The following is a 25067-nucleotide window of genomic DNA, read 5'->3' as shown; positions in this document are numbered from 1 at the left end:
CGATGGCAGTGATAGCAAGACCGCGCTTTCGCACCTCCTCGCTGGCAATAGCAGTTCGACGGACACCGCCGCTTCCGGCGCCACCACCAGCAATGGCAGTGATAGCAAGACCGCGCTTTCGCACCTCCTCGCTGGCAATAGCAGTTCGACTGATGCCGCCGCCTCCGGCGCCACCACCAGCGATGGCAGTGATAGCAAGACCGCGCTTTCGCACCTCCTCGCCGGCAATGGCAGATCGACTGATGCCGCCGCTTCCGGCGCTACCACCAGCGATGGCAGTCACACCAAGACCGCACTGTCGCACCTGCGCACCGGCGACGGCAGCACGACGGACAGCAACCACGATAATGCCGGCGACAAGGTAAGCGAGGACGGCGGCGTTGGCCGCCTGTTGGCTGCGTTGAGCCATTCTCTTTCGGCGGGCTCGGAGCTTCTCCCGACCAACGACCCATCCGACAAGACGGCAACCAGCCTGATCCGCCACGGGTTCGCGCAAACCGTCCAGCCCGATGAAAATGTCGGCGCCCAGGCAAAGAACGGCGCCGCCGCCGAGATCATGTCGGGTCACGGAGGCAACGATGCCTTCGACTTCAGCAAGCTCCAGGACAAGCTCCACCTCGATCAATCCGCTCTTACCGAGCTTAAGTCGGGCGGGCTTTCATTGCATGCTACCCCTGCTGGTACGGCCACGGATGATGGTTCCCACCACATCATCTTTGACAGCTCAACCGGGTCGCTCTCTCTCGACAGCGACGCGGTCGACGGCGCAGCTCAAGCGCAGCTCGCCACCCATCTTCCGTGGCAGCACCACTCTTTGATCTGAAAACCGGAGCGGCGGACCTTCGACTCGAGTCGTGTCCGCCGCTCCGTCTTTGTGCAATTGCCACGGAAGCTTGACCAAGGAAGATGCGATACCGGCGGACATCCGACAGATCGAAGTTGGCCGCTTATCGCCAATGCGAATTTCGGATTTGCCACACTCTAAGCAGTCTCGGCAATTTTCAGCACGGTGTCGATCTCGGCCATCACCGCTGCCGGCAGCGGCCCTTTTTCCAGCGCGCCGAGATTGTCCTCGACCTGCTCGGGCCGCGTGAAGCCGGGAACCGGCAGGGCGATTGCCGACCTGGCGAGTATCCAGCCGAGCGCGCCCTGCGCAAGCGTGCGACCGCCCGAGGTGAGCAGGTCGCGGATTGCCGAGAGCCTTGACAGATAGTGCGGGTTGGCGGCGCCATCCCTGAAAAACACCATCCATTCGGCATTCCCGCCGCGCACGTCGTTGGTGGGCAGCCTCATGGCCGGCGTGTATTTGCCGGTGAGCAGCCCCATCGCCAGCGGCAGCCGGCTGAACGAGACGAGGTTCTCGCGCGCCGCAACGGCCATCAGCTCGTTCGCCGGGGTAAACACATTGAAGTCGTTCTCTACGGCGACGAACCCCTCGCGCGGCGCGTAGGCGGCAAGCCGTTCGCGGTGATCGGTACTCCAGCCGAAGCCGCCAATCTTGCCCTCCTGGCGCAACAGGCCGAGCGTATCGAACACCTCGCCGGCGCGTTCGATCGAATATTCGTTGATATGTAGCAGCACGACGTCGATAAAATCGCGCTGCAGGCGCTGCCGCGAATTGTCGATCGATGTCCGGATCGCTGCGGCAGAGGCATCCTCGGGAGCGATCTTGCGCGTTTCGGGATCGCCGAAATAGCCGACCTTGGTGACGATGACGGCTTCGTCCTTACCCTTCAACGCCTGCCCGAGGATCAGTTCGGCATTGCCGGCGCCATAGGCGGCAGCCGTGTCGAACACCCGCGCACCGATGTCATAGGCCATCGCCAGCGCGGCTTGCGACCTGATATCATCGACCTCGCCATAGATTGTCGCCGTGTCACGCCAGCGCGCGGGGCCACCCGCCGCCCAGGTGCCGATGCCGATGCGCGGTACGGAGCGGCCATCCCAAAGCTCCATCATCTGCATGCCCGCCTCCTCAACGACGCAAGCAGGCACGGCGGGCACGCTCGCGGATCTCTTCGCGAGAAATGCCGGCATCCGCCAATGTGCTGTCCGGAACCTGCCTCAGGCTCGCAAGCGTCTGGCGATAGGCAATCCAGCTGGCGAAACGGTATCGAAGTTCATCCAACATGATCGTCTCCTTTGGCCCGCAGAATGCCCGCGCGCCTGGGTTGGTCGGAAGAGCAAAACATCTGCGCCAATCGCATGCGCAATCGAAAGGGTTGAGGTCGCTTTTTGGCCAGCGGAGGCGCTTGTCACGTCCCGCCAGGCAGGATTGTCCAACGCCTCCATACTTGCGCGTGGTGCTCGCTTCGCGCTACAGCCACGGTCGCAAGGAGTTTTTCATTTCTGCAAAATGGATATCGGCTGGGACGATCTCAGGTTGTTTCTCGACGTTGCGCGGCTGGGTGGCTTGAGCGCAGCGACGGGAACCACGCGCCTCAGCGCAGCCACCCTTGGACGACGCGTCACCGCGCTCGAAAAGCAGATCGGCGAACCTCTGTTCGTGCGCCAGCAGACCGGCTATCGGCTGACCCCGGTCGGGGAAGAACTGCTGCGGCGCGCCGAAGACGTCGAGGCGGCAATGCAGTCGCTGACCCGCTGGCGCGAGGGAAATCTGCCCGACCGCATTGTCCGCATCTCGGCCGGGCCATGGACCTCGGCCTTCGTTTCCGCCCATATCGGCGAGATCTGGACGGTCGATGACGGCATAAGGGTGGAGCTTGTCACCACCACCGACCGGGTCGACATCGGCCGCCGTGCCGCCGACATCGGTATCCGCAGCGAGCGCCCGACCGAGCAGTGGCTGGCCGGCCGTCAGAGCGGCAAGGTCGCCCACGCCATTTATTCCGGACGCCACCTGATCAACGGCATCGCCGCCGGATTGTTCGTCGGCGTCACCGGCGAAGGCGCAAACATTGCCTCGGCGCGCTGGCTGCAAGCCCATCACGGCGACCGCATCGCCGTACGCGGCAACAACACCCATTCGGTGCGTGAACTGGTGGCCGCCGGCGCCGGCCTTTCGGTCTTTCCGTGCTTCGTCGGTGACGGCGATCCGCGGCTGGTTCGCGTCGCTCAGCCTATCCCCGAACTCGAAACCGACCAATGGATCGTCACCCATCACGAGGAACGTCACTCCCCGCCGGTACGGAAAGTCGCCGACCGGATCGCCGCCTTGATGCGGGCGCACCACCCGCTGTTTCGCGGCGAGACGCCGATCCGGTAAGCCTCAGGCGTCGATCGACCGCCGGCGAATCAAGAATCAGATACTTCGGCGGGCTCGACGATGTGCCGCTGCCGTTGAGGACGCCGGAGTGCGTGCGTTGCTCGTCGAGATCCCTGCCTTGGGTGGAGAGAGCGGTATAAGCGATCAGCACCGCCTATCCGGTCACTCGTCCTTCTGCCGGCTCATAGCCGTATGCTTCGCCCTTACGCACCACGCGACCGATGCCCGGCCAGCCAAGGTGCGCGCCGCCGATCCACGTCCCCGCCTCGGCCGCGTCACTGAAAACCTTTAGGCGGGTTGCGCGCGCGGTCAGCTGATCGTCGTCATAGCCCCAACTGAACGCGGGATTGCCGAACTGCAAGGCCGGCACATGAACGATGTCCCCGAAGAATAGGAAACGGTCCTCGTCCGTGTCGAACGCGTAGCCGGTATGACCGGCAGCATGACCGGGCAGGGCGACCGCCCTCAATCGCTCACCCACCTGGTCGCCATTCTGGACGGGCTTCAGCAGGGGCCGGAACTGCGCAAGGTGCGCGTAAGCGAAAAAGCTCTCCACAGCCGCCTCGGGAATTACGATCGCCTTCAAGTTCGGAAAGAGCACTCGGCCGTCGGGGGTCAAAAGTCCGTGCACATGATCCTGATGGGCGTGGGTGAGCGCCAAGACCGTGATCGAAGCCGGGTCGATCTTGGCTTCCGCCATGGCATGCTCAAGACACCCCACTGTCGGGGCCCAACCCCTCCTCCGCTGTCGATCAGAACGCCGTCAACGCCTGGACCTGCGAGCGCGAAGCAATTGACAGACAGGCGAAGCGCCCTTGCCTGCAGAGCTTGCGGCACCGGATTGTCCTGCGTGTCCCGCAGAAGGTCTGCCGGCATCTCGATGTAACCGTCCGAGAGCGACCAGACGCGCCACCTTCCCGACGTGCTACCGAGCACGTTGCTGGTTTGCGATGTCACGATCATAAGGCCACCTGCCGCAAACGAAAATTTAGGATAGGTTCGATTGTCACTATTTGGCTCTCTGCATACTCTATGCAAAAGCGTGGGGAAATCGATGAAGATCAATGCGGAAAGCATCCGATCTCGATAGGCCACGGATCGGAAGATGATCTTTGACGGACCTGCTAGCTTCGCGGCGATGCCAGCTCTTGTTGCATGCCCATGTAGATTCCTCCCTTCGTGAGCTCGTCGATCATCTGATTTATGCGCTTTCGGCGTGTTTCCGGGTGACGGGCGCGCGCGATCCAATGCAAGTAATCATTGCGCTGATAGGGAGGCCGCTGCTTGAAAGCAGGCATCAGATTTGCGGCCTCGAGCTCTGCACGCAAACTGTCGGGCATTTTAGCCAACGGACGTTTCAGCAAATCACGTCTCCGCCATTCGAATCCTGATGCAGGAATAGATCACAAGTCAGCCGTCGCGCCTGCGAGACCGCAGCCGGCCTGGCGACAGCCCTTTCAATCGGGTCACGACGCGATTCATATGGGCCTGGTGAGTGAAACCCGCGTGCTGAGCAATCTCGGCCAGCGGCAGATCGCTATTTTCCAAAAGCTCGACCGCGCGATCAACGCGGCGGCGCAAAATGAATTGATATACCGGCAATTGCGTCGCCTCGCGAAAGGCGGCGGTGAAGGCGCGTCGTGGCATTCCCGCGATTCCGGCAAGGTGGTCGATCGAGACCCCCTTTTCCAGATCGCCGTCAATCGCAGCGAGGACCCGGTCGAACCGCTGCGAGGTTAGGACCGGAGATTTCTGCCGCCGCCGGCGTGCATGCCCGAGACGGAGCAGGTTCGCGAAAACCAGGCCCAGCGTCCATTCGCGGACGATGGGGTTGGCTGGCGGGTCGCCTTCGAGGCGTCGGCACAACTCGGCCACCAGCGAATCGCGTATCGGTCGATCGGTCAGGATCACCAGATCCTCGAGGGTCCCGGCTGCAGATACCAGGAGCCTTGACGCCAGCGCGGAGTCAACGGTGATCATCGTCAGCTCTCGCGGCTCCTCGATCTTGAACCGCGTGGCACGCTCGGGAAGGCTGAGCAGCAGGTCACCGGGGCGGGTGAAGACGCGCCGCAGCCCGCGGCCAAGATCGATCTCTGCATAGGATGAACCGCTGCGAATCACACGCAGCTGAACGACTCCGGCCGGCGCATGGCGATAGTCGCCGGCAGGAAAGAACAACCTCTTTGCACTTGCCGCGGTCACCATCGTTGTACCGGGCGTCCGGACGCAAGTTCTTCCAGGACTTCGACGATCGACCGCCGCATCCTCGGTCCTTGACGCCTACACTTTTGCCCGTTTGACTGGTCCACCAGGCGCATCATTTGCCAGGGCAGTCAGTTCACCAATCCGGGGCACAAAGATGTTGTGCAGTGTCTGGGTCATAATGGTCATCTCACGCTGAATTTGCAGCTCCTGTGCGGCTGGAAACAATGTGTCCTGCAAGAAGAGCTCCAGGCCTGCCTTGTCGTCCCATATCTCGATGATGCGATAGCCATCGTCGGTGGCATACGCGATGTGCTGGTAGATGCCGCCAGCCGGCCGTTTCTCCAGGCCGATCCGATCGAGGATGCGGCTATAATCTTCGGCCGTCAGGCCGGCAATATCAAGTGTCGTCACTACGGCCATGGTTCATCCTCGCTGCTGATAGTGGTTGTTTGACGGGGGCCCTTGGACGGACCCTGGATCCTGTTGGGCCGATGTCATTTGGCATCGCCGTCCTGACGGCGAGTTTGACTCCCGAACTTCACCGACAGGAGCGGCCTTTGGACCTCAGCCACCGAGTGCCTCGATGACAAGACGGGCGGTCGCCGCTCCGGAGAAGTTCTGCTGACCGGTGATCAAATTGCCGTCGCGCACGGCAAAATCGCGCCACAGCCCGGCCTGAACATAATTCGCGCCGAGCGCACGCATCTCATCCTCGATCCGCCATGGCATCAGATGCGTACCGTGCGGCAGCGCGCCCATCTCCCAGACGGCATTATCGGCGAAGTCTTCCTCGACATTGGCGAAACCGGTAACAGTGCGCCCTTTGGCCAGCAGCTCGCCGGTTGAGAGGCGCGCGTAGCGCAGCAGCGCGACGCCATGACACAAGGTGGCCGCGACCTTGCCGGCCACGAAAAAGTTGACGAACAGCCGCTGCAACTCAGTTGCGCCTTCGAAGGTGAACATCGGCGCCTGGCCGCCAGCGACGACGATCGCGTCGAACGCGTCGACCGACAGCTCTGCGATGGGCCCGGTCGTCTCCACCAGCGCCGCCAGTTTCGGCGTCGACAGGAAACCGAGCGAGATCAGATCCGTATCCGAATAGCCGGACGGATCGCGCGGATCACTCAACGCATCCGCCTCGCATTTGCCGCCCTCAGGCGAGAAGATCGCGACTTCGTATCCGCGCTCGGTGAAGGCGAGCCAGGGATGAGTTAACTCGCTCCACCAAAACCCGACCGGCCAGCCTGTGGTGGTTGAAACAGCCGGGTTTGAAAGAACCATCGCGACGCGTTTGGGATGCCGCGGGTCGAGTGGGTTGGAATCGCGCACGCTCATCGCGCCATCTCGACTGGTTCGCCGAGATTTGCCCAAATCGTCTTGTACTGGGTGTAGCTTTCCCACGCCTCGCGGCCCTGCTCGCGGCCATAGCCGCTCATCTTGAAGCCGCCGAACGGCGCATTAGGATGGTATTTGTGCCAGCAGTTCAGCCAGACCGTGCCTGCCTTGATCCGGTCGGCGAGCCGCAAGGCGCGGCCGAGATCGCCGGTCTGGATGCCCGAGGCGAGCCCGTAGCTGGTGTCGTTGGCGATCCGGATCGCGTCCTCCTCGCTGTCGAATGGAATCACCGGCAGGACGGGGCCGAAAATCTCTTCGCGCGATATCCTTAGGTCGTTGGTCGCATCGGCGAAGATGGTCGGCTCGATGAAGAGGCCCTTGCCGTTGACCTGGCGGGTGCCGCCGCCCGCGGTCAGTCGCGCGGTGTGCTTGCCCTCTTCGACATAGCTCAAGACCTTGTCATACTCGCCGCGCGACGCGATCGGCCCGATCATCGTCTCAGGGTCCAGCGGATCGCCGAGCGTCGCCGACTTCGCCATGGCGCTCAGCTTCTCGACGACCTCGTTATAGCAGGCGCGTTCGACCAGCAGGCGCGATCCGGCGACGCAGACTTCGCCCTTGTTCCAGAAGATGCCCCAGAAGGCTGCCTGTATCGCGGCATCGATATCGGCATCGGCGAAAACGATATTGGGACTCTTGCCGCCGAGCTCCATGGTCAGGTGTTTCATCGTCCCGGCACCGTTGCGCATGATGCCCTGGCCGACGGCGGTCGACCCGGTAAAGGCGATCTTGTCGACGCGGGCATCGTTGACCAGCGCGTCGCCGATGGTGCCGCCCGGGCCGGTGACGAGATTGTAGACGCCTGGCGGCACGCCCGCGTCGAGGATCACTTGCGCCAAGGCGAGGGCCGTCAGGGGCGTGTCGGTCGCAGGCTTGTGAACGACCGTGTTACCCGCCGCGAGTGCCGGCGCGATTTTCGAACAGGACAACGCGAGGGGAAAATTGAACGGGGTGATCGCAGCGACCACGCCGAGCGGCTCACGCCGCGTCAGGATCCTGATATTTGGTTCGTAGCTGGTACGATAGGCGCCGTCCATCGCGCTCATGGCGAGCCCGCCGTGAAAGCGGAACAGTCCCGAGCAGTGCGGCATGATGATATCGCGGAAATCGCGATAGGGCATACCCATATCCATCGCCTCGCGCACCGCGAAATCCTCGGCCCGCTCGTCCATCAGATCGGCGATGCGAAACAGGATCTTGGCGCGCTCCTCATGATGCATCCGCGCCCAGGGTCCTTGCTCGAAAGCCCGCTGCGCGGCCGCGACGGCATCGCTCGTATCGGTGACGTCCGCCTTCGCAATATCGGTGATCGCCGCCTCCGTGGTCGGATCAAAAGTCGTCGAAGTCTCGCCACTGACGGCATCGCGCCATTGGCCATCGATCAGCAGACGTCCTACTGGAATCGCCTTGCGCCGCGCGGGTAGATAATCAGTCATGAACCGGTTCCGTCCTGTCGAATGAGATTGAAGGAAATTGTCGGCCCCATCCCGCGCCGATAGGCGAGCTGGACCAATAGCAGCATCATCGGCTCGATCAGGCGCGAGGCCGTGAGATCCCCGACATCGACCGGCATTGTCGGTAGATCGGCGAGAAGCCGGCAAACCGCCGCCTTGGCATCAGCGTCATTGCCGGCGACATAGCTCGTCACCGGATCGCCGTTGAGACGCGGATCATCCCTGCCAAGCAATTCGGCAAAGGTCGGAATGCACTTGACGACAAGCGCGCCCCGCGCGCGCCTCTGAACCTCCTCGCCCACAGACGTCGTAGTGCCTAGCAGCATCGTGGAAAGGTCAGGCGCGACTGCATTGGTATTGTCCCAGACGATCTTGCCCGACAAATCGCCAAGCGCGCCCATCACCAACTCGAGAGCCGGCCATGGCGTCGCCAGGGCAATTACGTCGGCCCATCTTGCTACTTCGTCAGGGGCACCGAAGCCGACACGGAGGGTTGCCGCGATTGCGCGCAACTTGCCTTCGTCGCGACTGAAGCTGAGGCGAATTTCGTGCCCGGCGAGGCCAAGACGTTTCGCCAAGGCCTTCCCGAGCGAGCCTGGTCCGATGATCGCAACTTTCACAACTGCCTCCCGACACGCGATCGGGCTTGCCTAGCATCATTGCAGTCGCGCTTATTTCACGAATTGCCCTTGCACGATCGGGCGCACTCGTCACATGGGTCGGCGCCAATTGGCATCCGGATCCGCCGCGCGCTCACGCCCTCCCCGAACGTGTCCCTACTGGGCGTGTATGTGGGCCACCATAGAGGATGGTGCCATCAGCTGAGGTCCCCAGGCAAAGGCTCAAATTGGTGACGCTAGATTTTCTTTGCCTAATCCGTCGGCGTTGCGATGACTTTTGTGGCATCAGCATAACGCGATTGCCTGCAAATCCGGGGAAAGGCCGCCTCAGGACGGCTTTCCGGACTGGCACGCCCCTTGCTTCGTTGTTCACGTGCAGAGCGTCTAGGGTTCCGGCCGTGTCGATCACGGTGCTGGTCCAAGAGACGCGACCGCTTGAGATGCATTGAGGCATCCGGCGGAACACGGCGGGCCAAAATCCCGGGAGAACCCTGCACGGGTTTGCTGGCGCGAACCTCTCCCGGATGCGCGCTCCGTGAACCCCCAACAGACGTCCGGACGCAATCCGGATCGCAAACAGGGGTACGCAATGCTTCGCAAACTGGCTGCAATCATCCTAGCCGCATCACTCAGCCTTCCCTCCATATCGGCCGCGGAAGCGGCGCCCAGGAAAGACTTCAAGATTTGCTGGTCGATCTATGTCGGCTGGATGCCGTGGGGCTATCTTTCCGACAGCGGCATCATGAAGAAGTGGGCCGACAAATACGGCATCAATGTCGAAATCACCCGCATCAACGACTACGTCGAGAGCATCAACCAGTACACCGCCGGCGGCTTTGACGGCTGTTCGATGACCAACATGGATGCGCTTTCGATCCCGGCCGGCGGCGGTGTCGACACGACGGCCTTGATCGTCGGCGATTTCTCCAACGGCAACGACGCGGTCATCCTCAAGAACAAGGCCGCGCTCAAGGATATTGCCGGCCAGAAGGTCAATCTCGTCGAGCTTTCCGTCTCACATTACCTACTTGCGCGCGCGCTGGAGACAGTGGGGTTGGCCGAAAAGGACATTACGGTGGTGAACACCTCCGATGCCGACATGGTCGCTGCCTACGGCACCAGCGATGTCACCTCGGTCGTCACCTGGAATCCGCTGGTCTCGGAAATCGCCGCCATGCCGGGCGCCCACAAGGTTTTTGATTCGACTGAGATTCCCGGCGAGATCATCGACATGATGGTCGTCAACACCGCGACGCTGAAGGACAATCCGGCCTTGGGCAAGGCGCTTGTCGGTGCATGGTATGAAACCATGGCGCTGATGACCTCGGGCACGCCCGAAGGCAAGGCGGCCAAGGACGAGATGGCCAAGGCGTCGGGTACCGATCTTGCCGGTTTCGACGCTCAGCTTGCATCAACGGCGATGTTCTTCGAGCCGGCCAAGGCGGTCGCATTCACCAACGGCGCCGAACTGCCGAAGACCATGGATCTGGTGCGTAATTTCCTGTTTAGCCACGGCATTCTTGGTACCAACGCGCCGAGCGTCGACGTGATCGGCATGAGCTTCCCCGATGGCTCGACGCTGGGTGACGTCAACAACGTCAAACTGCGCTTCGATCCGGCCTTTATGGCAGAGGCGGCGCGCGGAACGCTCTGACACGGGAGCGCGACATGCTAGCCAGAGGAACCGGCATCGTGCAGGCCGCAATAGGCCCCGAGGTCGCGCGCCTGCAACTTAGCGGGCCGAAAGCGCGGCTTCGCCTCATCAACGCGACGGTCTCCCGCGGCGGAGCGTTGCTGCTTGGGACGCTGCCGTTTGCCGCCGTGGCGATTGCCTATCTCTTCGCTTCGGCGCAAAGGCTGGCGGTCAATCCCAGCGACAAGCTGCTGCCCTCCCCTGCACAGATGTGGTCGGCCTTTTCAGACTTGGCGACGGTGCCGGACAAGCGCTCCGGCGACCTGATCTTGTGGGCCGACACCTATGCCAGCCTGATCAGGCTGTTCGCCGGAGTCGGCATGGCCACGCTGGTGGCGCTCAGCCTCGGCGTCGCCATAGGTTTCATCCCGCGCGTCAGGGCCTTTCTGCTGCCCTTGGTCACAGTTGTCTGCGTCATCCCGCCACTGGCGCTGCTGCCGATCCTGTTCATTGCGCTCGGCCTCGGCGAAACGGCCAAGATCACCTTGATCGCTCTCGGCGTCGCACCGGTCATGGTGCGCGACATCGCCAACCGGGTGATGGAATTGCCGCCGGAGCTCGTCGCCAAGGCACAGACGCTCGGCGGCAACAGCTGGACCATGGTGCTCAGGCTGGTGCTGCCACAGGTCATGCCGCGTCTCATCACGTGCGTACGGCTGGCGCTTGGGCCGGCATGGCTGTTCCTGATCGCGGCAGAAGCCATCGCCTCCACCGAGGGGCTCGGCTACCGCATCTTCCTCGTTCGTCGCTATCTGTCGATGGACGTCATCCTGCCTTACGTCGCCTGGATCACGCTGCTTGCGGTGATGACCGACTGGCTGCTCGTGCGGCTCTCTCACATCATCTCGCCCTGGGCTCATCCGGTGCGGACCAGATGAGCCGGATCCTCGTCCATGGGCTGGAGAAGAGCTACGGCGACGCCCGCGTGCTGGAACGGGTCAACGTCTCCGCCGAAGCGGGTGAATTCCTGTCGCTGGTTGGCGCCAGCGGTTGTGGAAAATCGACGTTCCTGCGCATCCTGCTTGGCCAGGAACAGCAAAGTGGCGGCGTGGTCGTCGTCGGCGACCAGCCGATCGTGCCGGAGCCGACGCCGCAGCGCGGCATCGTCTTCCAGCGCTATTCCGTGTTTCCGCATCTGACCGCGCTGCAGAACTTGCTGCTGGTCGAGGACTTCCGTTCGGGCGGACCGTTCGGCCGCGTCTTCGGCGCCAGGCGCAAGAGCGCCAGGCAAGAGGCCGAAACCATGCTGGAACGCGTGGGCCTCGCCCATGCGCGCCACCTCTATCCGGCCTCGCTTTCTGGCGGCATGCAGCAGCGGCTGGCGATCGCGCAGACCTTGCTCGGCCGGCCGCAGATCCTGCTTCTCGACGAGCCGTTCGGCGCACTCGATCCCGGCATTCGCATCGAGATGCATGAGCTGCTTACCGAGCTCTGGACCGAACACGGCATGACCGTCGTCATGGTCACCCACGATATCGGCGAGGCATTCAAGCTCGGCACCCGCGTGCTCGTCTTCGACAAGGTCCGCCACGACCCCCAGTTCCCGTCCGCCTATGGCGCGACGATCACCTATGATCTGAAGCTCGACCGCAAGCACCGGGCTTCCGCACGAGACGTGGCCGAAGTGGCCGCGATGGTCGGGACGACCCGACTGGATAGCGCAATCGCGACGACGGCGTCGTGAAGGAGGTTTTCATGCACAGAGATAGTCCAGAACGCCGGCATCGCCGCGCCGGACTCACCGACCGCCAGCCACGCCAACGCTTCCACCATCCGAACTTCGAGATCCGCGACATGCAGGGCTGGAAGTCGATCGAGGCGGAAGGAAAGCTGCCCGAGGATGGCTGGCGCAAGGAACAGAAATGGGCACTCGACATGGGCCTGCCCGGATCGGATTCGATCATCGACAAGTCGATCCCGACATTCGCGCGAGGCGAGTTGCCGCATTTCGCCGGCATCAACACCTTCCTCAAGGCGCCCTATATCGAGAACGTCCGCGATGTCGGCAGGTATGACGCTGCCGTCATGGGCATTCCTTTCGACAGCGGCACCACGTACCGGCCCGGAACCCGCTTCGGGCCGCAAGGCATTCGCCGCATCTCGGCGCTCTACACGCCTTACAATTATGAGCTCGGTGTCGACCTGCGCGAGCAGATGACGCTTTGCGACGCCGGCGACGTCTTCACCATCCCCGCCAATCTCGAAAAGAGCTTCGACCAGATCACCAAGGGCGTCAGCCATGTCGCCTCGTCCGGCGCGCTGCCGATCATGCTGGGCGGCGACCATTCGATCGGTTTTCCGTGCGTGCGCGGCATCGCCGACGTGACCTCCAAGCGCATCGGCATCATCCATTTCGACCGCCACATCGACATCCAGGAAAAGGATCTCGACGAGCGCATGCATACGACGCCCTGGTACTGGGCAACCAACTTGCCGAACGTCTCGGCCACCAATCTGGTGCAACTCGGCATCGGCGGCTGGCAGGTGCCCCGCTACGGCGTCGCCGAGGCGCGGAAGCGCGGCACCAACGTGCTGACGATTTCCGATATCGAACAGATGGGGTTGGAGAAGGCGGCGGAGATCGCGCTCGAGCTCGCATGGAAGGACACCGACGCCGTATACATCTCCTTCGATGTCGACAGCATCGATTGCGGTTTCGTGCCTGGCACGGGCTGGCCGGAGCCGGGCGGGTTCCTGCCGCGCGAGGCGCTGAAGCTGCTCGGGCTGGTGTCGGCGCCCGGCATCTGCGGACTGGAAGTGGTCGAGGTGTCGCCGCCCTACGACACGTCGGACATCACGGCGCTGTTTGGCGTGCGGGTGGTCGTCGAGGCGCTCGGCTCGATGGTCGCGCACGGCAATCTCGGCAAGCACAAATCCATTATCGACAAGCCGACGAGCTTTTGACCATGCACGAGGATCATCATCACCACGACCATGATCATGGCGACGGTCACCATGACGGGCCCAACGGTCATCATCACCATCCGCACCCCGTCGGCCACAACGGGCCGGCCGGCAAGCCGTTGCAATGGCAGACACCGCATCTACCGCCCCATCATGCGCCCGAACCCGCCGACGCGCGGGCGACGGATCTCGATCTCGTCGAGATCGCGTTTCTCGAAGGGTTTTCGCGGGCGCCCGACCCCTCCAGTTTCCTGCGCCTCGCCGGAATTCCCTTCGTCGGCGAAACCGCCGACGGCATGCGGCTGCATCTCCTGCGCGTCGAGACACAGGACATGGTCGATGTCGGCGCCGTCATGCCGCTAATTGGTGGCGCCGGCGTCACCTATCACCCGCTGCCCGCGAAACTGACGTCGCGCCGGCGCCGCCTGGCCTTCGTCTACCATGACGGCAGGGGACAAAGACCCCTCGACTTCGGCGAGGCGCGGCTTCTGGCGGACAGGTCCGGCGCCGCACAATTCACCATGCCAGGGGCCGGACAATGAGCACCGGCCTTGAACCGATCGCACCTCCATCAAACAGGTCCAGAACCATGAACAGAACGCTTTCATTCTTCGGCAGACTCGCCCTGGCAGCCGCCACAACCCTCATCCCCTCATTGGCGTTCGCCCATAGCGGCGGTTTTCATGCCCTCGGGTTTGTAGACGGCCTTCAGCACCCGCTGGCCGGTATGGACCACCTGATTGGCATGATGGCTGTCGGCATCATTGCCGCTCGCGCCGGCGGCAAGGGGATCATCATCGTGCCGTCATGCTTTGTCTCGGCGATGATCGCTGGCGCCCTGCTCGGTATCGCCGGCATCGGCCTGCCCTCACTGGAAACCGGCATAGCGCTATCGCTGGTAGTCTTCGGCGCCATGATGATGCTTGCCAAGCCGTTTCCGCTCGCTGTGGCTGCCTCGCTGACTGCCCTCTTCGCCCTCTTCCACGGCAATGCCCACGGCGTCGAAATTCCCGAGACTGCCAGCGGCATCGCTTATGCGGTTGGCTTCGTGGTCGCCACCTCGGCTCTCCATGCGACCGGCGCGTTGGCCGCCCTGACACTTCGGCGCTGGCCGGGAGCCATCCGCACGGCAGGGGTCGGCACGTCGGTAGTCGGTATGGCGTTGGCAGCACAGATCATCTGACCCGCAACCCAGGCATCTGCGATGAACAGGAGGGGAAGGCATGACCAAGCGGCTGACCGTTTGGCAGCGAATTCGGAACATGCTGTATCAGATCCTGAAAATCCGGGCTGAGCGGCTCTGATCACATCCGCCCGAGATCAAACCCGCGACCGGCTTCGTGCCGGCCGCGGTTGTTCCTATGCGCATAGAGGCTTCCCTGAACCAAGAGTATTCTGCCCTCAGGCGCGAACCGGTTCGCGCCTGAGGGCAGAATTGTGCCAGCAGGGCGTCGCAGACCATGCCGACGATCGGGGCGGATCCCAAGCATCTCGGTGCGCGCACTGGCATTGCACCTATGTTCCCACACATCGGCCACCATCCGCATGTCATGCCGGGCAGCCGCATGGCGCCGGACGGAAGCAGGTGGATGTCATCGCGCCCGACCTTCCTCCTCCAGTGCCGGTGCTCGGGGAACTGTTCCGCCGACTCGTCACCCGGCCGATCGCCGTTCATTATGCTGGCAGGCTCCGCCCAAACAACTCTGGAGGGGAACGGAACTTGGAGGGCTGGAAAGTCGATGCCTCCCAGTGAGTGGGCTTCTCCCTTCTTGGCCAAAGGGAGAACGCCAGTGAACAGGCTTCTCGGTCCCCCGCTAATGATCGTTATGCAGGCCGTTCGGTAGCACTCGGTCGCCACTTGATGAGATGCTTCTCAGCGACGTCCAGGATGCTGTCGATAATCAGCACGAAGATCGCCAGGATCAGGATGCCTGCGAAGACGCCGATCGCATCAAAATTGCCTTCCGCCTGAGCGATCAGATAGCCTAGCCCGGCCGAAGCGCCAAGATATTTGCCGATAATCGCCCCGACGACGGCAAAGCCGACCGATGTGCGCAACGACGACAGAATCCAGCTTGCCGCCGCGGGGAAGTAGACGTGGCGAAGCAAGTCGGACCGCTTGGCTCCCAGAATGCGGGCGTTCGATAGCACCACCGGGTTCACTTCACGGACGCCCTGCATGGCGTTAAAGAAGGTGACGAAGAACACAAGCGTGACGGCGAGCGCCACCTTGGACCAGAGACCGAGGCCGAGCCAAAGTACGAAGATAGGCGCAAGCACGACACGGGGAATTGCATTCAGGCCCTTGATGAAAGGATCCAGAATGCGCGCGGCCGAACGGCTGAGACCGAGCCATACGCCTGCCGCCACGCCAAGTGCCGTTCCGACCAAATAGCCGAGCACGGTTTCCGTCAGGGTGATCGCGTATAAAAGCTGGCGTCTATCACCCAGGATACAATCTGTTTGAAGATGTCCACCGGCGCCGGAAAAAAGAAGACGTCGATCACCCCTGCCATAACACCGAGCTGCCAGCCGCCGACAATTGCCACCAAAAGCGCGGCCTGGATAGAGCGTTCAGTCGTGGCGTTCATAGCTTTTCTCCACTTCGCCGCGCAGGGACGACCATATACTGCGATAAAGAACCATGAAGCGTGGATCGAGCTTGATTTCGGCGACGTCGCGCGGGCGTTCAAGGTCGACGGGGAAGCTGTCGATCACGTGCGAGCATGGTCCGGCGGCAAGCACCACGACTCGATCACCGAGAGCAATTGCCTCTTCCAGGTCGTGTGTGATCATCACAACGGCGCGCCGCTCGTCCTGCCAAAGCCGCAACAGCTCATTCTGCATCAGGTGGCGGGTATGAATATCCAGCGCCGAGAAAGGCTCGTCCATCAGGATAACCTTGGGACCAGTAATCAGCACCTGTGCCATCTGCACCCGCTTGCGTTGACCGCCCGAAAGCTGATGCGGATAGCGATGCTCGAAGCCCTTGAGCCCGACTTTCGCCAGCCATCTCATCGACTGCTCACGACGATCGGCAGCGCCGACACCCTTGAACATGGGGCCGAGTTCCACGTTCTCGATCGCGGTCTTCCACGGAAGCAATGCATCCTGCTGGAAGAGATAGCCGATGTCGTTCTGGATCCCGCGCACCGGCTGACCATCGATTGATACGGTGCCACTCGCTGGTTTCAGCAGGCCGGCAACGCATTGAGTATCGTGCTCTTGCCGCAGCCGGTTGGGCCAACGATGGCGAGGAACTCGCCATCGGAGACCTTCAGATTTACATCTTGCACCGCCACATAGGCACCGAAGGCCATGGTGACCGCGTCGAGGGAAACCATCGACTTTGCTTGATGAGGGTTGTTCGCCGGGGGGGCGGTTTTTACTACGGCCAATGCCATGACCTCCTCCTGTCAGTTGGCGGGGACGTTCGGGACCTTGCCGACGAACTCGTTCGTGTAGGTTTTCGCAAGATCGATTTCAGCCGCGGCGACTTTTTCGTTGAAGCTCTTCAGGACGGCGAGCGGCGTCTTGATGTCTTCCTCGTTGATGCGCCCGTCCTTTGAGAAGATCGCTTTCGCGTTCTCGACCGCCTTGACGTAGGTGTCACGATCGCCGGAAATAAACTCCTTCGGCGGCTTTTCGACGATCTCTTCAGCGGAGTGGCTATCCATCCACGCAAGCGCTTTGACAGTCGCATTGGTGACTTTCTGGATGGTTTCCGGATTGGCCTCGATAAAGCTCTGCGTGGCATAGAGGACCGAGGTCGGGTAGATCCCACCGTAGATCGCTTTGGCGCCCTCGTCGCTGCGCGCGTCGATCAGGATCTTGCCGACACCCTTGGCTTCGATGAAGGTCGCCGCCGGATCGTAGTTGACGAGCAGGTCGACCTTTCCTTGTTCGAGCGCCGCAACGGCGGCGGAGCCGACGCCGATCAGCGAAATGTCGTCCGCGGACAGTCCGTGGCGTTGCAAATAGTAACGAACGAAAAAGTCGGAAGACGAGCCCGGCGAAGTAATACCGATTTTCGTACCTTTGATCGTTTCAGCCTTTGCCGGGTCGAACGTGCTCTTGCTGCCGCCTGCCAGCACGAGACCGGAATTGCGAGCGAGTAGCACGAAAGCCACAACGGCCTTCTTCTGCGCCTGCATCTGGATCGTATGGTCGTAGAAGCCGACGGCGATATCAGTCGAGCCGGCAACAAGCGCCTGAAGTGTCTTTGACCCGCCCGATGCGAAGTTTTCGACGGTCACCTCCAGGCCTTCCTTTTCATAAAGGCCGAGCCCCTGGGCGACCGGAAATGGAAGATTGTTGAGATTGTAAGAACCGACGCTGATGCGGACCGGTTCCGCGAACGCGGAGCCGACAAACGCGACGGTTGCCGCGAGGGCGAGCATGAGCTTGCGCATGATATTCTCCTCCTGTTTGTGGCGCCCTCCCGGCGGCCACGGTTATTATGCCGCGCAACCCAGTTGCGTGACAGGTTTTGCGAATACATGTCCTTCGAACAGCCGGCGAGCGGTGCGAAGGATTCCGGCGACGACTTTGCCGTCCCTTTCATACAGCTTGACGTCCAGGTGGCCGCTTGGATGCTCTATGGAAAGCACGACTGGGGGCGCACGCACGCCGGTCAGGAGCGACGCAACCGTGCCCTGGCTGATACAGGCTGTGGCAATTCCTACGGCGCCCGTGGTTGCCAGCGACGGATGACATTGATGAGGCATAAAATACCGTACGCTGATATCGCCTCGTGACGTTGGCCGGGAAATGAGCACCGGCTTCGGCGTTACCTGATTGCAAACGTCTCCAAGGCCCATCAGTTCGCCGGCGGCGATGCGCAGCCTTTCCAGCCGCGCTAGCAATTCCCTATCGGCATTCAGTTCAGCCGCTGACTCGAAGCCGCTTGCGCCGATCGAGTTTGCCTCGATCAATATCATCGGCATGGCGCAGTCGATGCAGGTGACAGCCACACCATCGATCAAGTCGACTGGTCTGCCTGTGGGAAAGAGCTGTCCAGTACGGGCCCCCGCTGCGTCCATGAAGGTCAGTGCGATTGGCGCCGCACGGCCGGGCACGCCGTCAATCGCAGCTTCACCGAGATAGGAGACGCTGCCGTTTGGAGTGGGAACTTCGGCCTCGATCAGCTTGCTGGTGTTGACGTTGTGGATTCGGACGAGCGTCGTTTCTCCACGAACCGGGACAAGTCCAGCTTCGATGGCAAACGGACCGACCGCAGCCAGCATATTGCCGCAGTTCGGCGAAGTGTCGACAATCTGTTGATCGACCCGCACCTGGGCAAAGAGATAGTCCACGTCGGCGCCAGGAATGCTGGCAGGGCCGACGATAGCTACCTTGCTCGTGACCGGGTTGCCGCCACCGATGCCGTCTATCTGTAACGGATGGCCCGAGCCCATGACGGACAGTAGGATCTCGTCACGCTGCGCGGCAGCCGCGGGAAGATCGCTTGCCAGGAAGAACGGACCCTTCGAGGTGCCGCCCCTCATCAGGACGCAAGGGATCGCGAACAGGTCGTTCATCGCTTGTGCTTCCATCGGAATTATGTCACCGCCGTATCAATCGGCGCTCTTTGATCCAATTATCGGAAGAGGCTTTTATTTGTGAAATGCTAAGAATCGGGGGATTGATGCAAGATGAGCATTAATTGCGAGATCCTTGACCTTCGCGCCTTTCTGAGCGTCGTAGAGTTGGAGAGCTTCCATGGCGCGGCCGACGCCTTGCATCTGTCACAGCCTGCGTTGAGTCGACGCATTCAAAAGCTGGAGCAGGTTATCGGGTCGCCCCTCCTGGAGCGGACAACCAGGCGTGTATCCGCGACTGCTCTGGGTACAGAGCTCGTGCCGCTCGTCCGACGCATGCTGGAGGAGTTCGATGGCTCTCTGTTTGCTGTCCGTGACGTTGGACCCAATCGAGGCGGATTGGTGACGATCGCATGCCTCCCTACCGCGGCATTCTACTTCCTGCCCACCGTCATCCGACAGTTCAATGAGGAGTACCCGAACATCCGCTTTCGCATCCTGGACTTGCCGGCGACCGACGGTCTTCAGGCCGTGGCACGCGGGGAGGTGGAGTTCGGCATAAACATCATGGGCACGTCCGATCCGGACCTGACCTTCGAGCGACTCGCGGAAGACCCATTCGTGCTTGCAGCGCGCAAGGATCACCTGCTTGCAGCAAAACCATGGGTGGAGTGGGCGGAGTTGGAGCCCTATCATCTGATCACGGTTCATCGATCAAGTGGCAACAGAACGCTGCTCGACGCGGCACTGGCCAAATCGAACATAAAGCTTCGCTGGTTCTACGAGGTAACGCATCTGTCCACCTCCCTCGGGCTGGTGGAGGCAGGCCTCGGGATTTCGGTGCTGCCACGAATGGCAACCCCGCAAGAAGACCATCCTTTTCTGATTACCCGCCCCATCCGCAATCCCGAGATATCACGCACTATCGGCGTGGTTCGCCGTCGCGGCGGCACCTTGTCGCCGGCGGCAGAGCGATTTCTCAAGATGCTGATCGATGTATGGGGAACTGATTGAAATGCCCTAGGAAGTTCACGGTTGCACCATAGCCGCCGGGAGCGCAGATCTCGGAAGTCGCAGGCAGCGCCGAGAGCCGCCCTTCTTGGACCAATCTGAATGTGCGGCGATTGAGAATGAACCGACGCTATCGGGAAGCATTTGGCTGAAGCGGACGTTCTGCTGACACCCATCATCTGCAGCCGATGTGTGCTTCGTAGCTGGCGGGATGTGAGCGTCTCCTGAGGCGCGCTCCTGCATGGCGACATTCGGACGGAATTGTGTCCGCGTGCTTGACCGAATCCAACAACGGCAACGTCCGCTTCCTGACGTCCAGCCTGTCTGCGCGCAGTCAAGAGGCGCTTCGATGGCCTCTGGCGGATGACCGAGAGCCGGTCGGATACTTTGCTGGCCTGATTGGCAGCGCGAACGACGTTACACAAAAATACTTGGCGGAGCGGGTTAAGGTGTTAGCAACAGACGCGCACGGCACCACTTGGCCGTGGGCCAGAACACCGCCAGATTTCTGTCCTGGAAATTGCGGAATGCCGATTCGACTCTCGCTGAAAAGAAATCAGCCCGGAAGTGGCCGAAATGCTCAATGACCGTTTCGTGCCAACGAATAGTTTCATTGAACTACGTAAGTTGGCCCCGGTTCGTCAGATCGAGGCGGCGCAATTGATGATCGCGATGAACAAGTTCTCGATCAACTACGCAAAATCCCGGCTTGGCGCGACGCCGCAGTCGCAGCTTGCCGATACGTCGCAGCCGAAAAAGCTATCCGGTCTTAGCGACACGCAAATCGCATTGATGGAGAACGAGTCAGCCAACGTCGATAAGGAATACCGGCTTATTGAGGAGAGCTACGGATCTGACCATCTGGATCTAGTGGTGGCCACGGCTTGCGCGGATATCGGGTGACCACCAGCGCGCGTGCCAGATCGCGCCGCTTCATCTTCACGGTGAACAGGAACCGCAGCGCCGACACCGCGCCGTTGATCGTCGCAGGGCCCACGCCGTTCTCGTGCTGATACAGCTGGAAGCGCCGGATGTCGTCGGGCGCCGCGGTGTCGGGAGCGCGGCCAAGGAACGCGGCAAAGCGCCGGACATGACGAACGTAATCCTGCTGCGTATGCGGTCCCAGGTTGCGAGCCTGATAAGCGGAACACTCTTGGGAAAGCTCTGAAGATCAATACCCTCGACACCGGCCCCCAAATGGACGACGGCGCTTAGCCCCGTCATGGCGTCAAAAAAGCCAGGACTGGCGCCCTTGTCGATCAGCACAACATCTATGTCACTTTTGTCCCCGGCGTCTGGCCAGAGCCTGAACTCCAGCTGCGGCACACGGCTTTTTCAGCTCAGCAGCCCATACTTGTGCATCAATGTAGTTCAGGATACTCATTGACCATCAGAACGGTAATTGGTTCGTCGGACACTTCGCCCTCCCCGGTCTCAGGGGTCACGGCATCCCTATCGGGCCGCACCCAAGTTCCAGATGTCCCGATGCAGACGCCATGTCCCATCGTCGCCTTTTTTCCAGATGACAATGTACTTGCCTGCGACGGTGGAGGGGTCGCCGCTTTTGCTCGGCACACCGAGCGTAAATGCGCCAACTTCGTAGGCGAGATTCCCGCTCCCGTCCACTTCCAGCGCCTTTAGGGTGAGATTCTTCATCCCGGCCTTGATTGCGCCCTGCCAGAATTCTTCCACGCCCTTGCGGCCATCGATGCGCTTGCCGTCGGGCGGCAGCAGGGCGGCATCGTCGGTATACATCTTACCCACCGCTGCCGCGTTTCCGCTGTTGAAGGCGTCCATGAATTTTACCAACGCCGCTTCGATGTCCTGGCGAGCCGACTGGGCGGCCGCAGACAATGCAGACGAAAGAAGCAGCACAGCAGCAAATGCAAATGACTGAACCAGTCTCATTTCGTCCTCCCTTGCGTGCCCGACATGCCCACCCGATGAATAGCGCCCGACCCGAGGGCGCCGCCGGCGCGCTCAATGGCCAGACGCGGCTTACATTAGATTTTTCTGATATGATTGCGCAAGCACAGTTGCGGCCCTCTGAATGACCGAACTTCCACGTGCCGTCCAGAACCTCCGCGCGTGGCCGATAGAGCCGCACCATGTAGTTCCAGCCAGCCACCATCGGCAGGCAATTGGCAGCCTTGCCGTCGCATCCTCCTCCTGACGAACACCTAGTACGGTCAACCCTTAGGTGCCGCGCCGCGCCGCTCGAGCGCGGTCTTACGGATGATTTCCGCGATCTCCGGGCTGCTGCTGCACAGCATCTGGAAATCCGCCGAGTGCAGCGACAGGAGTGAGACCACCGTTATGGCGCTGACGGTCGCCGAGCGCGGTTCGCCGCTGATCAGCGCCATCTCGCCGAAGAAGGCGCCAGGGCCAAGCTCCACCGGGTTCGGCGTCGCGACGCTGACGCGCCCCTCCACCACGAAGAACATCTGATCACCGGTCTCGCCATTGCGGCAGATCACAGCGCCCGCCGGCACGATGCGAGGTCGTAGTGCGCGCACGATCTCGACTAGCGCGGCCGGGCCGAGTTTCTGAAACAACGGCACGGCGGCGACCAATTGCCAATTACGGACGAAATCCTCGCGACGGACTTCTTGGTAAAAGCCGGTGGCAAGAATGCCAGCCCAGAGCGCGAAGATGCCGATGCCACTCATCATGACCGCCCCGGCAAGGACGCGGCCGGCGAAGCTTTGCGGAATAGCGTCGCCATAGCCGGTAGTGGACAGCGTGACCACCGCCCACCACATTGCCTGGGGGATGCTGCCGAACTTTTCCGGTTGGACGTCGCGCTCGATGACATAGGCCGCGAGCGAAACACCGAATAGAACGATGCCGAAGACCGTGGTGACGCCGATCAGGTTGCGCGCTTCGTTGGTCAGGATCCTGCCCAGCAGCGGGAAGAAAGTCGAGTCGCGCAGCGGTTTCAGCAGCCAGACAGCACAGTAGAGGCTCCAGTCGGGCGTGCCGACGAGCAGAAATGCGGCTAGTGGAACCAAAACCGCGAGCACATCAATGGCGATTGCCGCCGTCCTGTCCCGAACGTCTCCCGCCCGGCGCTTGAGCAGCGTCTCGGCCAGTTGCAGGAGATAGACGCCCCAAATGACCGCGAGCACGGCAGCCAGAGCCAGTCTGCTTCGTCCGGACATATCCGGTGTCGTGAGCGCAGCCACCGCCACAAGCCCAGTCGCAGCCAGCAGCGCGTTGAGCGGCGCGTAAATTCTTAAGAAAGGCAGTACCGACATTCTATGCCCACGAGCGGATACTACCCTCCAGAATAGGATGCCTTCAAGGCAAGCGCAAAGGTGCCTACTTTCGCTGCGATGCTCATCACCAACGGTGAACTCAGATGTCCGGGAAAGTGAACGGACAGCCCACAACCGAGAATGACCCGATCCGGACAATTGCAATTGGTTCCGCGAAGGTCAGCTTCGGAGAAAAGACGACATGGGATCGCGACGGAAAAACTGACATATCGGACGCGGCAGAAGCGCCAAGCTGGCTGGTGATCATCATGTCGGTTCGTCTAGTACCAGGCGTCGGGCGCGAAGCTCGCCTTCCGGCCTGAGCTAACAGGCCAGCCGAACCTCATCGGCCAATCTCAACCGGTTCGCCATCAGGGTTTCGTCCGGATTCCGGTCCGGGCAAGCCTCAATGCCGTCGAGAACCCAATGCGGCATGTCGAGCATTTCGCCTTCTCGCGATCGTGGCAAGGCAGCTCGACCCGGCGTTCATCTTCGTCGACAGCCGCCGGATGCCGGCTTGGCACAGGCGGAAAAAGGAAACAATCCCGGGCTCTTAAGTTACACCGAAAGGCTCGCCGAGGTCGGCTGCAACACGCCGGGGAACGGCCCGATCCTGGCCGGGCGATGCCCGGACTGGAAGAGGTTGCTGTGGAGGTTGGCGATCCACTGCTTGCCTTCGGTCGTCAGCTCCAGATAGCGGATCGCGTCGCCGATATAGGGCTCGACCTGCAGCGTGAAGAAATCGGTGAAGATGGCGCCGAGATCGGCGGCGGTCTTGCAGCCGAGCTTTTCCACCATCCCGATCTCAGAGAACTCGGCAAACAGCGCCGGCAGCTTGCGGTGGTAGAAGGGATCAGCGAGCTGGCCGATCAGGTCCGCGGCCCTGACCAGCGCCGGCTCGGTGTTGGTGACCTGGTAGGCCGGATCGTTCGGCACCGGAAAGCGCGTCATCTCGATCGCCTCGACAATGCGCTCCTCGTTGATGAACTTCGAGGAAGCAAAACGCTGGCGCGCATAGATCTTGGCGCGCTCGATATGATAGGGCGCAAGAACCGCGTCGGAGGCGCACCGCGGTGGCGTATGGCGGTCGCCAGCGTCGTTAATGACGAAGCTGTCCTCGGTGTCGCCCCGGCATACGCCGTGCACCATGCCAATGTCGTGGACAAGCAGCGCGCAGGTATAATGCAGCCAGTCATCGGGAGTCAGGGATTCCGAAAGCAGCCGGCCGCGGATGATCTGCTGGCCAGCGAGCGTAACCATCAGTGTATGCTCGATGTTGTGATAGAGCGCGTTCGAATTGCCGATGCGCTCCAGGACAAGGCGGGCCGCCCCGCCTATGTAACTCGCATATTCCGGATTGCGATGCGAGAAATACTGGAGATAGAGTTCTGACAGATAATCGCCGAGCCGGTCGGCCATTATGGAGATTGGATTGAGCATTACAATCGTTCCTGAGCGCTTTGAAGCACGACAAGTCGCGCCGCGTGGCGGCCATCCTAGCACGGTTCCGGCGTAGATCTTATCTTAGAACCAAGGCCCCAAAGGCAGCGGCGACTACCGAATGCTGCTGCGGTCGCCATCGCCTCTCACGAGGCCGTGGCCGCTGTCGGTGCTATCTGCACCGTCGGCGCGACTGCCGTGGACCATCTTTATCCATGCTTCGAGGCTCATCTCGACCGGGCATCCACGACTCTCGCGTCGTTTCCAGCAATGTCTTCTGTGGATGGCTCCCGCGATGCAAGAGGTAATTCGACATTATGGC

25 protein-coding genes, 3 pseudogenes and 1 riboswitch are annotated in these 25067 nt (G+C 61.6%); of the genes and pseudogenes, 11 read left to right on the top strand and 17 right to left on the bottom strand.

Features of this window, described 5'->3' with window-relative positions:
• Positions 1-391 precede the first annotated feature (391 nt).
• Positions 392-823: a hypothetical protein gene (locus tag E5W70_RS20340; RefSeq protein ID WP_292661468.1), complete on the top strand. Its 432-nt coding sequence runs from the start codon at positions 392-394 to the stop codon at positions 821-823.
• 158 nt (positions 824-981) lie between these two features.
• Here E5W70_RS20340 and E5W70_RS20335 read toward each other — a convergent pair whose 3' ends face one another.
• Together E5W70_RS20335 and E5W70_RS20330 are read right to left on the bottom strand one after the other, a co-directional pair.
• Entirely contained in the window at positions 982-1965 is a 984-nt protein-coding gene (locus E5W70_RS20335) for an aldo/keto reductase (protein ID WP_292661465.1), read from the bottom strand.
• A gap of 10 nt (positions 1966-1975) precedes the next feature.
• Positions 1976-2131 carry a DUF1127 domain-containing protein gene (locus E5W70_RS20330; protein WP_292661462.1) on the bottom strand — a complete coding sequence of 52 codons (156 nt, stop codon included), beginning with the start codon at positions 2129-2131 and terminating at the stop codon, positions 1976-1978.
• A 225-nt stretch (positions 2132-2356) separates the two neighbouring features.
• On the opposite strand from E5W70_RS20330, the gene E5W70_RS20325 reads away from it, so the two are divergent.
• Positions 2357-3226 (top strand): LysR family transcriptional regulator, encoded by an 870-nt coding sequence (locus E5W70_RS20325; RefSeq protein ID WP_292661459.1) that lies wholly within the window; start codon positions 2357-2359, stop codon positions 3224-3226.
• A 154-nt stretch (positions 3227-3380) separates the two neighbouring features.
• Here the strand turns inward: E5W70_RS20325 and E5W70_RS20320 are convergent, their stop codons facing one another.
• The 7 genes from E5W70_RS20320 to E5W70_RS20290 form a co-directional block, all read right to left on the bottom strand.
• Entirely contained in the window at positions 3381-3947 is a 567-nt protein-coding gene (locus tag E5W70_RS20320) for an MBL fold metallo-hydrolase (RefSeq protein ID WP_292661457.1), read from the bottom strand.
• 403 nt (positions 3948-4350) lie between these two features.
• Positions 4351-4590, bottom strand: coding sequence for a YdeI/OmpD-associated family protein (locus E5W70_RS20315; protein WP_366509722.1), 240 nt, complete (start codon positions 4588-4590; stop codon positions 4351-4353).
• A 46-nt stretch (positions 4591-4636) separates the two neighbouring features.
• A complete protein-coding gene (locus tag E5W70_RS20310) occupies positions 4637-5431 on the bottom strand; it encodes an AraC family transcriptional regulator (RefSeq protein ID WP_292661454.1) in 795 nt (264 codons plus the stop codon).
• A 75-nt stretch (positions 5432-5506) separates the two neighbouring features.
• Entirely contained in the window at positions 5507-5851 is a 345-nt protein-coding gene (locus tag E5W70_RS20305; protein WP_292661451.1) for a hypothetical protein, read from the bottom strand.
• Positions 5852-5995: 144 nt separating this feature from the next.
• Positions 5996-6766, bottom strand: a complete 771-nt coding sequence (locus E5W70_RS20300) for a type 1 glutamine amidotransferase domain-containing protein (protein ID WP_292661448.1) — start codon at positions 6764-6766, stop codon at positions 5996-5998.
• On the bottom strand, positions 6763-8262 hold the full coding sequence (locus E5W70_RS20295) for an aldehyde dehydrogenase family protein (protein ID WP_292661445.1): 1500 nt from the start codon (positions 8260-8262) through the stop codon (positions 6763-6765). The genes E5W70_RS20300 and E5W70_RS20295 overlap by 4 nt, the downstream gene beginning before the upstream one ends.
• Entirely contained in the window at positions 8259-8900 is a 642-nt protein-coding gene (locus tag E5W70_RS20290) for an NAD(P)-binding domain-containing protein (RefSeq protein ID WP_292661442.1), read from the bottom strand. Before E5W70_RS20290 ends, E5W70_RS20295 begins: the two co-directional genes overlap by 4 nt.
• A gap of 373 nt (positions 8901-9273) precedes the next feature.
• Positions 9274-9389, top strand: a riboswitch (guanidine-I (ykkC/yxkD leader).
• Positions 9390-9489: 100 nt separating this feature from the next.
• On the opposite strand from E5W70_RS20290, the gene E5W70_RS20285 reads away from it, so the two are divergent.
• From E5W70_RS20285 to E5W70_RS20260, 6 genes are read left to right on the top strand one after another with little or no spacing between them, the layout of a single operon-like run.
• On the top strand, positions 9490-10554 hold the full coding sequence (locus E5W70_RS20285; RefSeq protein WP_292661439.1) for a putative urea ABC transporter substrate-binding protein: 1065 nt from the start codon (positions 9490-9492) through the stop codon (positions 10552-10554).
• A 14-nt stretch (positions 10555-10568) separates the two neighbouring features.
• Positions 10569-11471, top strand: coding sequence for an ABC transporter permease (locus E5W70_RS20280; protein WP_292661436.1), 903 nt, complete (start codon positions 10569-10571; stop codon positions 11469-11471).
• Entirely contained in the window at positions 11468-12277 is an 810-nt protein-coding gene (locus E5W70_RS20275; RefSeq protein WP_292661434.1) for an ATP-binding cassette domain-containing protein, read from the top strand. The genes E5W70_RS20280 and E5W70_RS20275 overlap by 4 nt, the downstream gene beginning before the upstream one ends.
• 11 nt (positions 12278-12288) lie before the next feature.
• Positions 12289-13497, top strand: a complete 1209-nt coding sequence (locus E5W70_RS20270) for an agmatinase family protein (protein WP_292661432.1) — start codon at positions 12289-12291, stop codon at positions 13495-13497.
• A 2-nt stretch (positions 13498-13499) separates the two neighbouring features.
• Positions 13500-14039, top strand: a complete 540-nt coding sequence (locus E5W70_RS20265) for a hypothetical protein (protein ID WP_292661429.1) — start codon at positions 13500-13502, stop codon at positions 14037-14039.
• A 47-nt stretch (positions 14040-14086) separates the two neighbouring features.
• On the top strand, positions 14087-14680 hold the full coding sequence (locus E5W70_RS20260; protein WP_292661427.1) for a HupE/UreJ family protein: 594 nt from the start codon (positions 14087-14089) through the stop codon (positions 14678-14680).
• Positions 14681-15321: 641 nt separating this feature from the next.
• Here E5W70_RS20260 and E5W70_RS20250 read toward each other — a convergent pair.
• The 4 genes and pseudogenes from E5W70_RS20250 to E5W70_RS20235 all read right to left on the bottom strand — a co-directional run bounded on the left by E5W70_RS20250 (position 15322) and on the right by E5W70_RS20235 (position 19037).
• A pseudogene (locus tag E5W70_RS20250) lies at positions 15322-16088 on the bottom strand (ABC transporter permease).
• Positions 16072-16841 (bottom strand): annotated as a pseudogene (locus E5W70_RS20245) (ABC transporter ATP-binding protein). The pseudogenes E5W70_RS20250 and E5W70_RS20245 overlap by 17 nt, the downstream one beginning before the upstream one ends.
• A gap of 72 nt (positions 16842-16913) precedes the next feature.
• The gene (locus E5W70_RS20240; RefSeq protein WP_292661424.1) at positions 16914-17909 is read right to left on the bottom strand and encodes an ABC transporter substrate-binding protein; all 996 of its coding nucleotides are present in this window, start codon (positions 17907-17909) and stop codon (positions 16914-16916) included.
• A 45-nt stretch (positions 17910-17954) separates the two neighbouring features.
• On the bottom strand, positions 17955-19037 hold the full coding sequence (locus tag E5W70_RS20235) for a 4-oxalomesaconate tautomerase (RefSeq protein ID WP_292661421.1): 1083 nt from the start codon (positions 19035-19037) through the stop codon (positions 17955-17957).
• A 114-nt stretch (positions 19038-19151) separates the two neighbouring features.
• Between E5W70_RS20235 and E5W70_RS20230 the strand changes: the two genes are divergently transcribed.
• Both E5W70_RS20230 and E5W70_RS20225 read left to right on the top strand, forming a co-directional pair.
• The gene (locus E5W70_RS20230; RefSeq protein WP_292661417.1) at positions 19152-20051 is read left to right on the top strand and encodes a LysR family transcriptional regulator; all 900 of its coding nucleotides are present in this window, start codon (positions 19152-19154) and stop codon (positions 20049-20051) included.
• A 573-nt stretch (positions 20052-20624) separates the two neighbouring features.
• Entirely contained in the window at positions 20625-20951 is a 327-nt protein-coding gene (locus E5W70_RS20225) for a plasmid partitioning protein RepB C-terminal domain-containing protein (protein WP_292661414.1), read from the top strand.
• On the opposite strand, the pseudogene E5W70_RS20220 reads toward E5W70_RS20225, so the two are convergent.
• From E5W70_RS20220 to E5W70_RS20205, 3 genes and pseudogenes are all read right to left on the bottom strand, one after another.
• Positions 20881-21180: pseudogene (locus tag E5W70_RS20220) on the bottom strand (phage integrase N-terminal SAM-like domain-containing protein); the annotation flags it as partial. The gene E5W70_RS20225 and the pseudogene E5W70_RS20220 overlap by 71 nt on opposite strands.
• A gap of 320 nt (positions 21181-21500) precedes the next feature.
• Positions 21501-21956, bottom strand: a complete 456-nt coding sequence (locus E5W70_RS20215; protein ID WP_292661412.1) for an SgcJ/EcaC family oxidoreductase — start codon at positions 21954-21956, stop codon at positions 21501-21503.
• A gap of 281 nt (positions 21957-22237) precedes the next feature.
• Positions 22238-23305, bottom strand: coding sequence for a cyclic nucleotide-gated potassium channel (locus E5W70_RS20205; RefSeq protein WP_292661410.1), 1068 nt, complete (start codon positions 23303-23305; stop codon positions 22238-22240).
• 104 nt (positions 23306-23409) lie between these two features.
• On the opposite strand from E5W70_RS20205, the gene E5W70_RS20200 reads away from it, so the two are divergent.
• Positions 23410-23628: a hypothetical protein gene (locus tag E5W70_RS20200; RefSeq protein ID WP_292661407.1), complete on the top strand. Its 219-nt coding sequence runs from the start codon at positions 23410-23412 to the stop codon at positions 23626-23628.
• Between the two features lie 235 nt (positions 23629-23863).
• Here the strand turns inward: E5W70_RS20200 and E5W70_RS20195 are convergent, their stop codons facing one another.
• A complete protein-coding gene (locus E5W70_RS20195) occupies positions 23864-24745 on the bottom strand; it encodes a metal-dependent phosphohydrolase (protein WP_292661405.1) in 882 nt (293 codons plus the stop codon).
• Positions 24746-25067: the final 322 nt, after the last annotated feature.

Source organism: Mesorhizobium sp. (assembly GCF_005063415.1).
Classification (GTDB): Bacteria; Pseudomonadota; Alphaproteobacteria; order Rhizobiales; family Rhizobiaceae; genus Mesorhizobium.
This window is presented reverse-complemented; position numbering and strand designations above follow the sequence as displayed.

Coding starts and splice junctions, on each gene's coding strand:
- E5W70_RS20335 (WP_292661465.1), bottom strand. CDS start 1,965: ATGCAGATGATGGAGCTTTGGGATGGCCGCTCCGTACCGCGCATCGGC.
- E5W70_RS20330 (WP_292661462.1), bottom strand. CDS start 2,131: ATGTTGGATGAACTTCGATACCGTTTCGCCAGCTGGATTGCCTATCGC.
- E5W70_RS20325 (WP_292661459.1), top strand. CDS start 2,357: ATGGATATCGGCTGGGACGATCTCAGGTTGTTTCTCGACGTTGCGCGG.
- E5W70_RS20310 (WP_292661454.1), bottom strand. CDS start 5,431: ATGGTGACCGCGGCAAGTGCAAAGAGGTTGTTCTTTCCTGCCGGCGAC.
- E5W70_RS20305 (WP_292661451.1), bottom strand. CDS start 5,851: ATGGCCGTAGTGACGACACTTGATATTGCCGGCCTGACGGCCGAAGAT.
- E5W70_RS20300 (WP_292661448.1), bottom strand. CDS start 6,766: ATGAGCGTGCGCGATTCCAACCCACTCGACCCGCGGCATCCCAAACGC.
- E5W70_RS20295 (WP_292661445.1), bottom strand. CDS start 8,262: ATGACTGATTATCTACCCGCGCGGCGCAAGGCGATTCCAGTAGGACGT.
- E5W70_RS20285 (WP_292661439.1), top strand. CDS start 9,490: ATGCTTCGCAAACTGGCTGCAATCATCCTAGCCGCATCACTCAGCCTT.
- E5W70_RS20280 (WP_292661436.1), top strand. CDS start 10,569: ATGCTAGCCAGAGGAACCGGCATCGTGCAGGCCGCAATAGGCCCCGAG.
- E5W70_RS20275 (WP_292661434.1), top strand. CDS start 11,468: ATGAGCCGGATCCTCGTCCATGGGCTGGAGAAGAGCTACGGCGACGCC.
- E5W70_RS20270 (WP_292661432.1), top strand. CDS start 12,289: ATGCACAGAGATAGTCCAGAACGCCGGCATCGCCGCGCCGGACTCACC.
- E5W70_RS20265 (WP_292661429.1), top strand. CDS start 13,500: ATGCACGAGGATCATCATCACCACGACCATGATCATGGCGACGGTCAC.
- E5W70_RS20260 (WP_292661427.1), top strand. CDS start 14,087: ATGAACAGAACGCTTTCATTCTTCGGCAGACTCGCCCTGGCAGCCGCC.
- E5W70_RS20240 (WP_292661424.1), bottom strand. CDS start 17,909: ATGCGCAAGCTCATGCTCGCCCTCGCGGCAACCGTCGCGTTTGTCGGC.
- E5W70_RS20235 (WP_292661421.1), bottom strand. CDS start 19,037: ATGAACGACCTGTTCGCGATCCCTTGCGTCCTGATGAGGGGCGGCACC.
- E5W70_RS20230 (WP_292661417.1), top strand. CDS start 19,152: ATGAGCATTAATTGCGAGATCCTTGACCTTCGCGCCTTTCTGAGCGTC.
- E5W70_RS20225 (WP_292661414.1), top strand. CDS start 20,625: ATGCTCAATGACCGTTTCGTGCCAACGAATAGTTTCATTGAACTACGT.
- E5W70_RS20215 (WP_292661412.1), bottom strand. CDS start 21,956: ATGAGACTGGTTCAGTCATTTGCATTTGCTGCTGTGCTGCTTCTTTCG.
- E5W70_RS20205 (WP_292661410.1), bottom strand. CDS start 23,305: ATGTCGGTACTGCCTTTCTTAAGAATTTACGCGCCGCTCAACGCGCTG.
- E5W70_RS20200 (WP_292661407.1), top strand. CDS start 23,410: ATGTCCGGGAAAGTGAACGGACAGCCCACAACCGAGAATGACCCGATC.
- E5W70_RS20195 (WP_292661405.1), bottom strand. CDS start 24,745: ATGCTCAATCCAATCTCCATAATGGCCGACCGGCTCGGCGATTATCTG.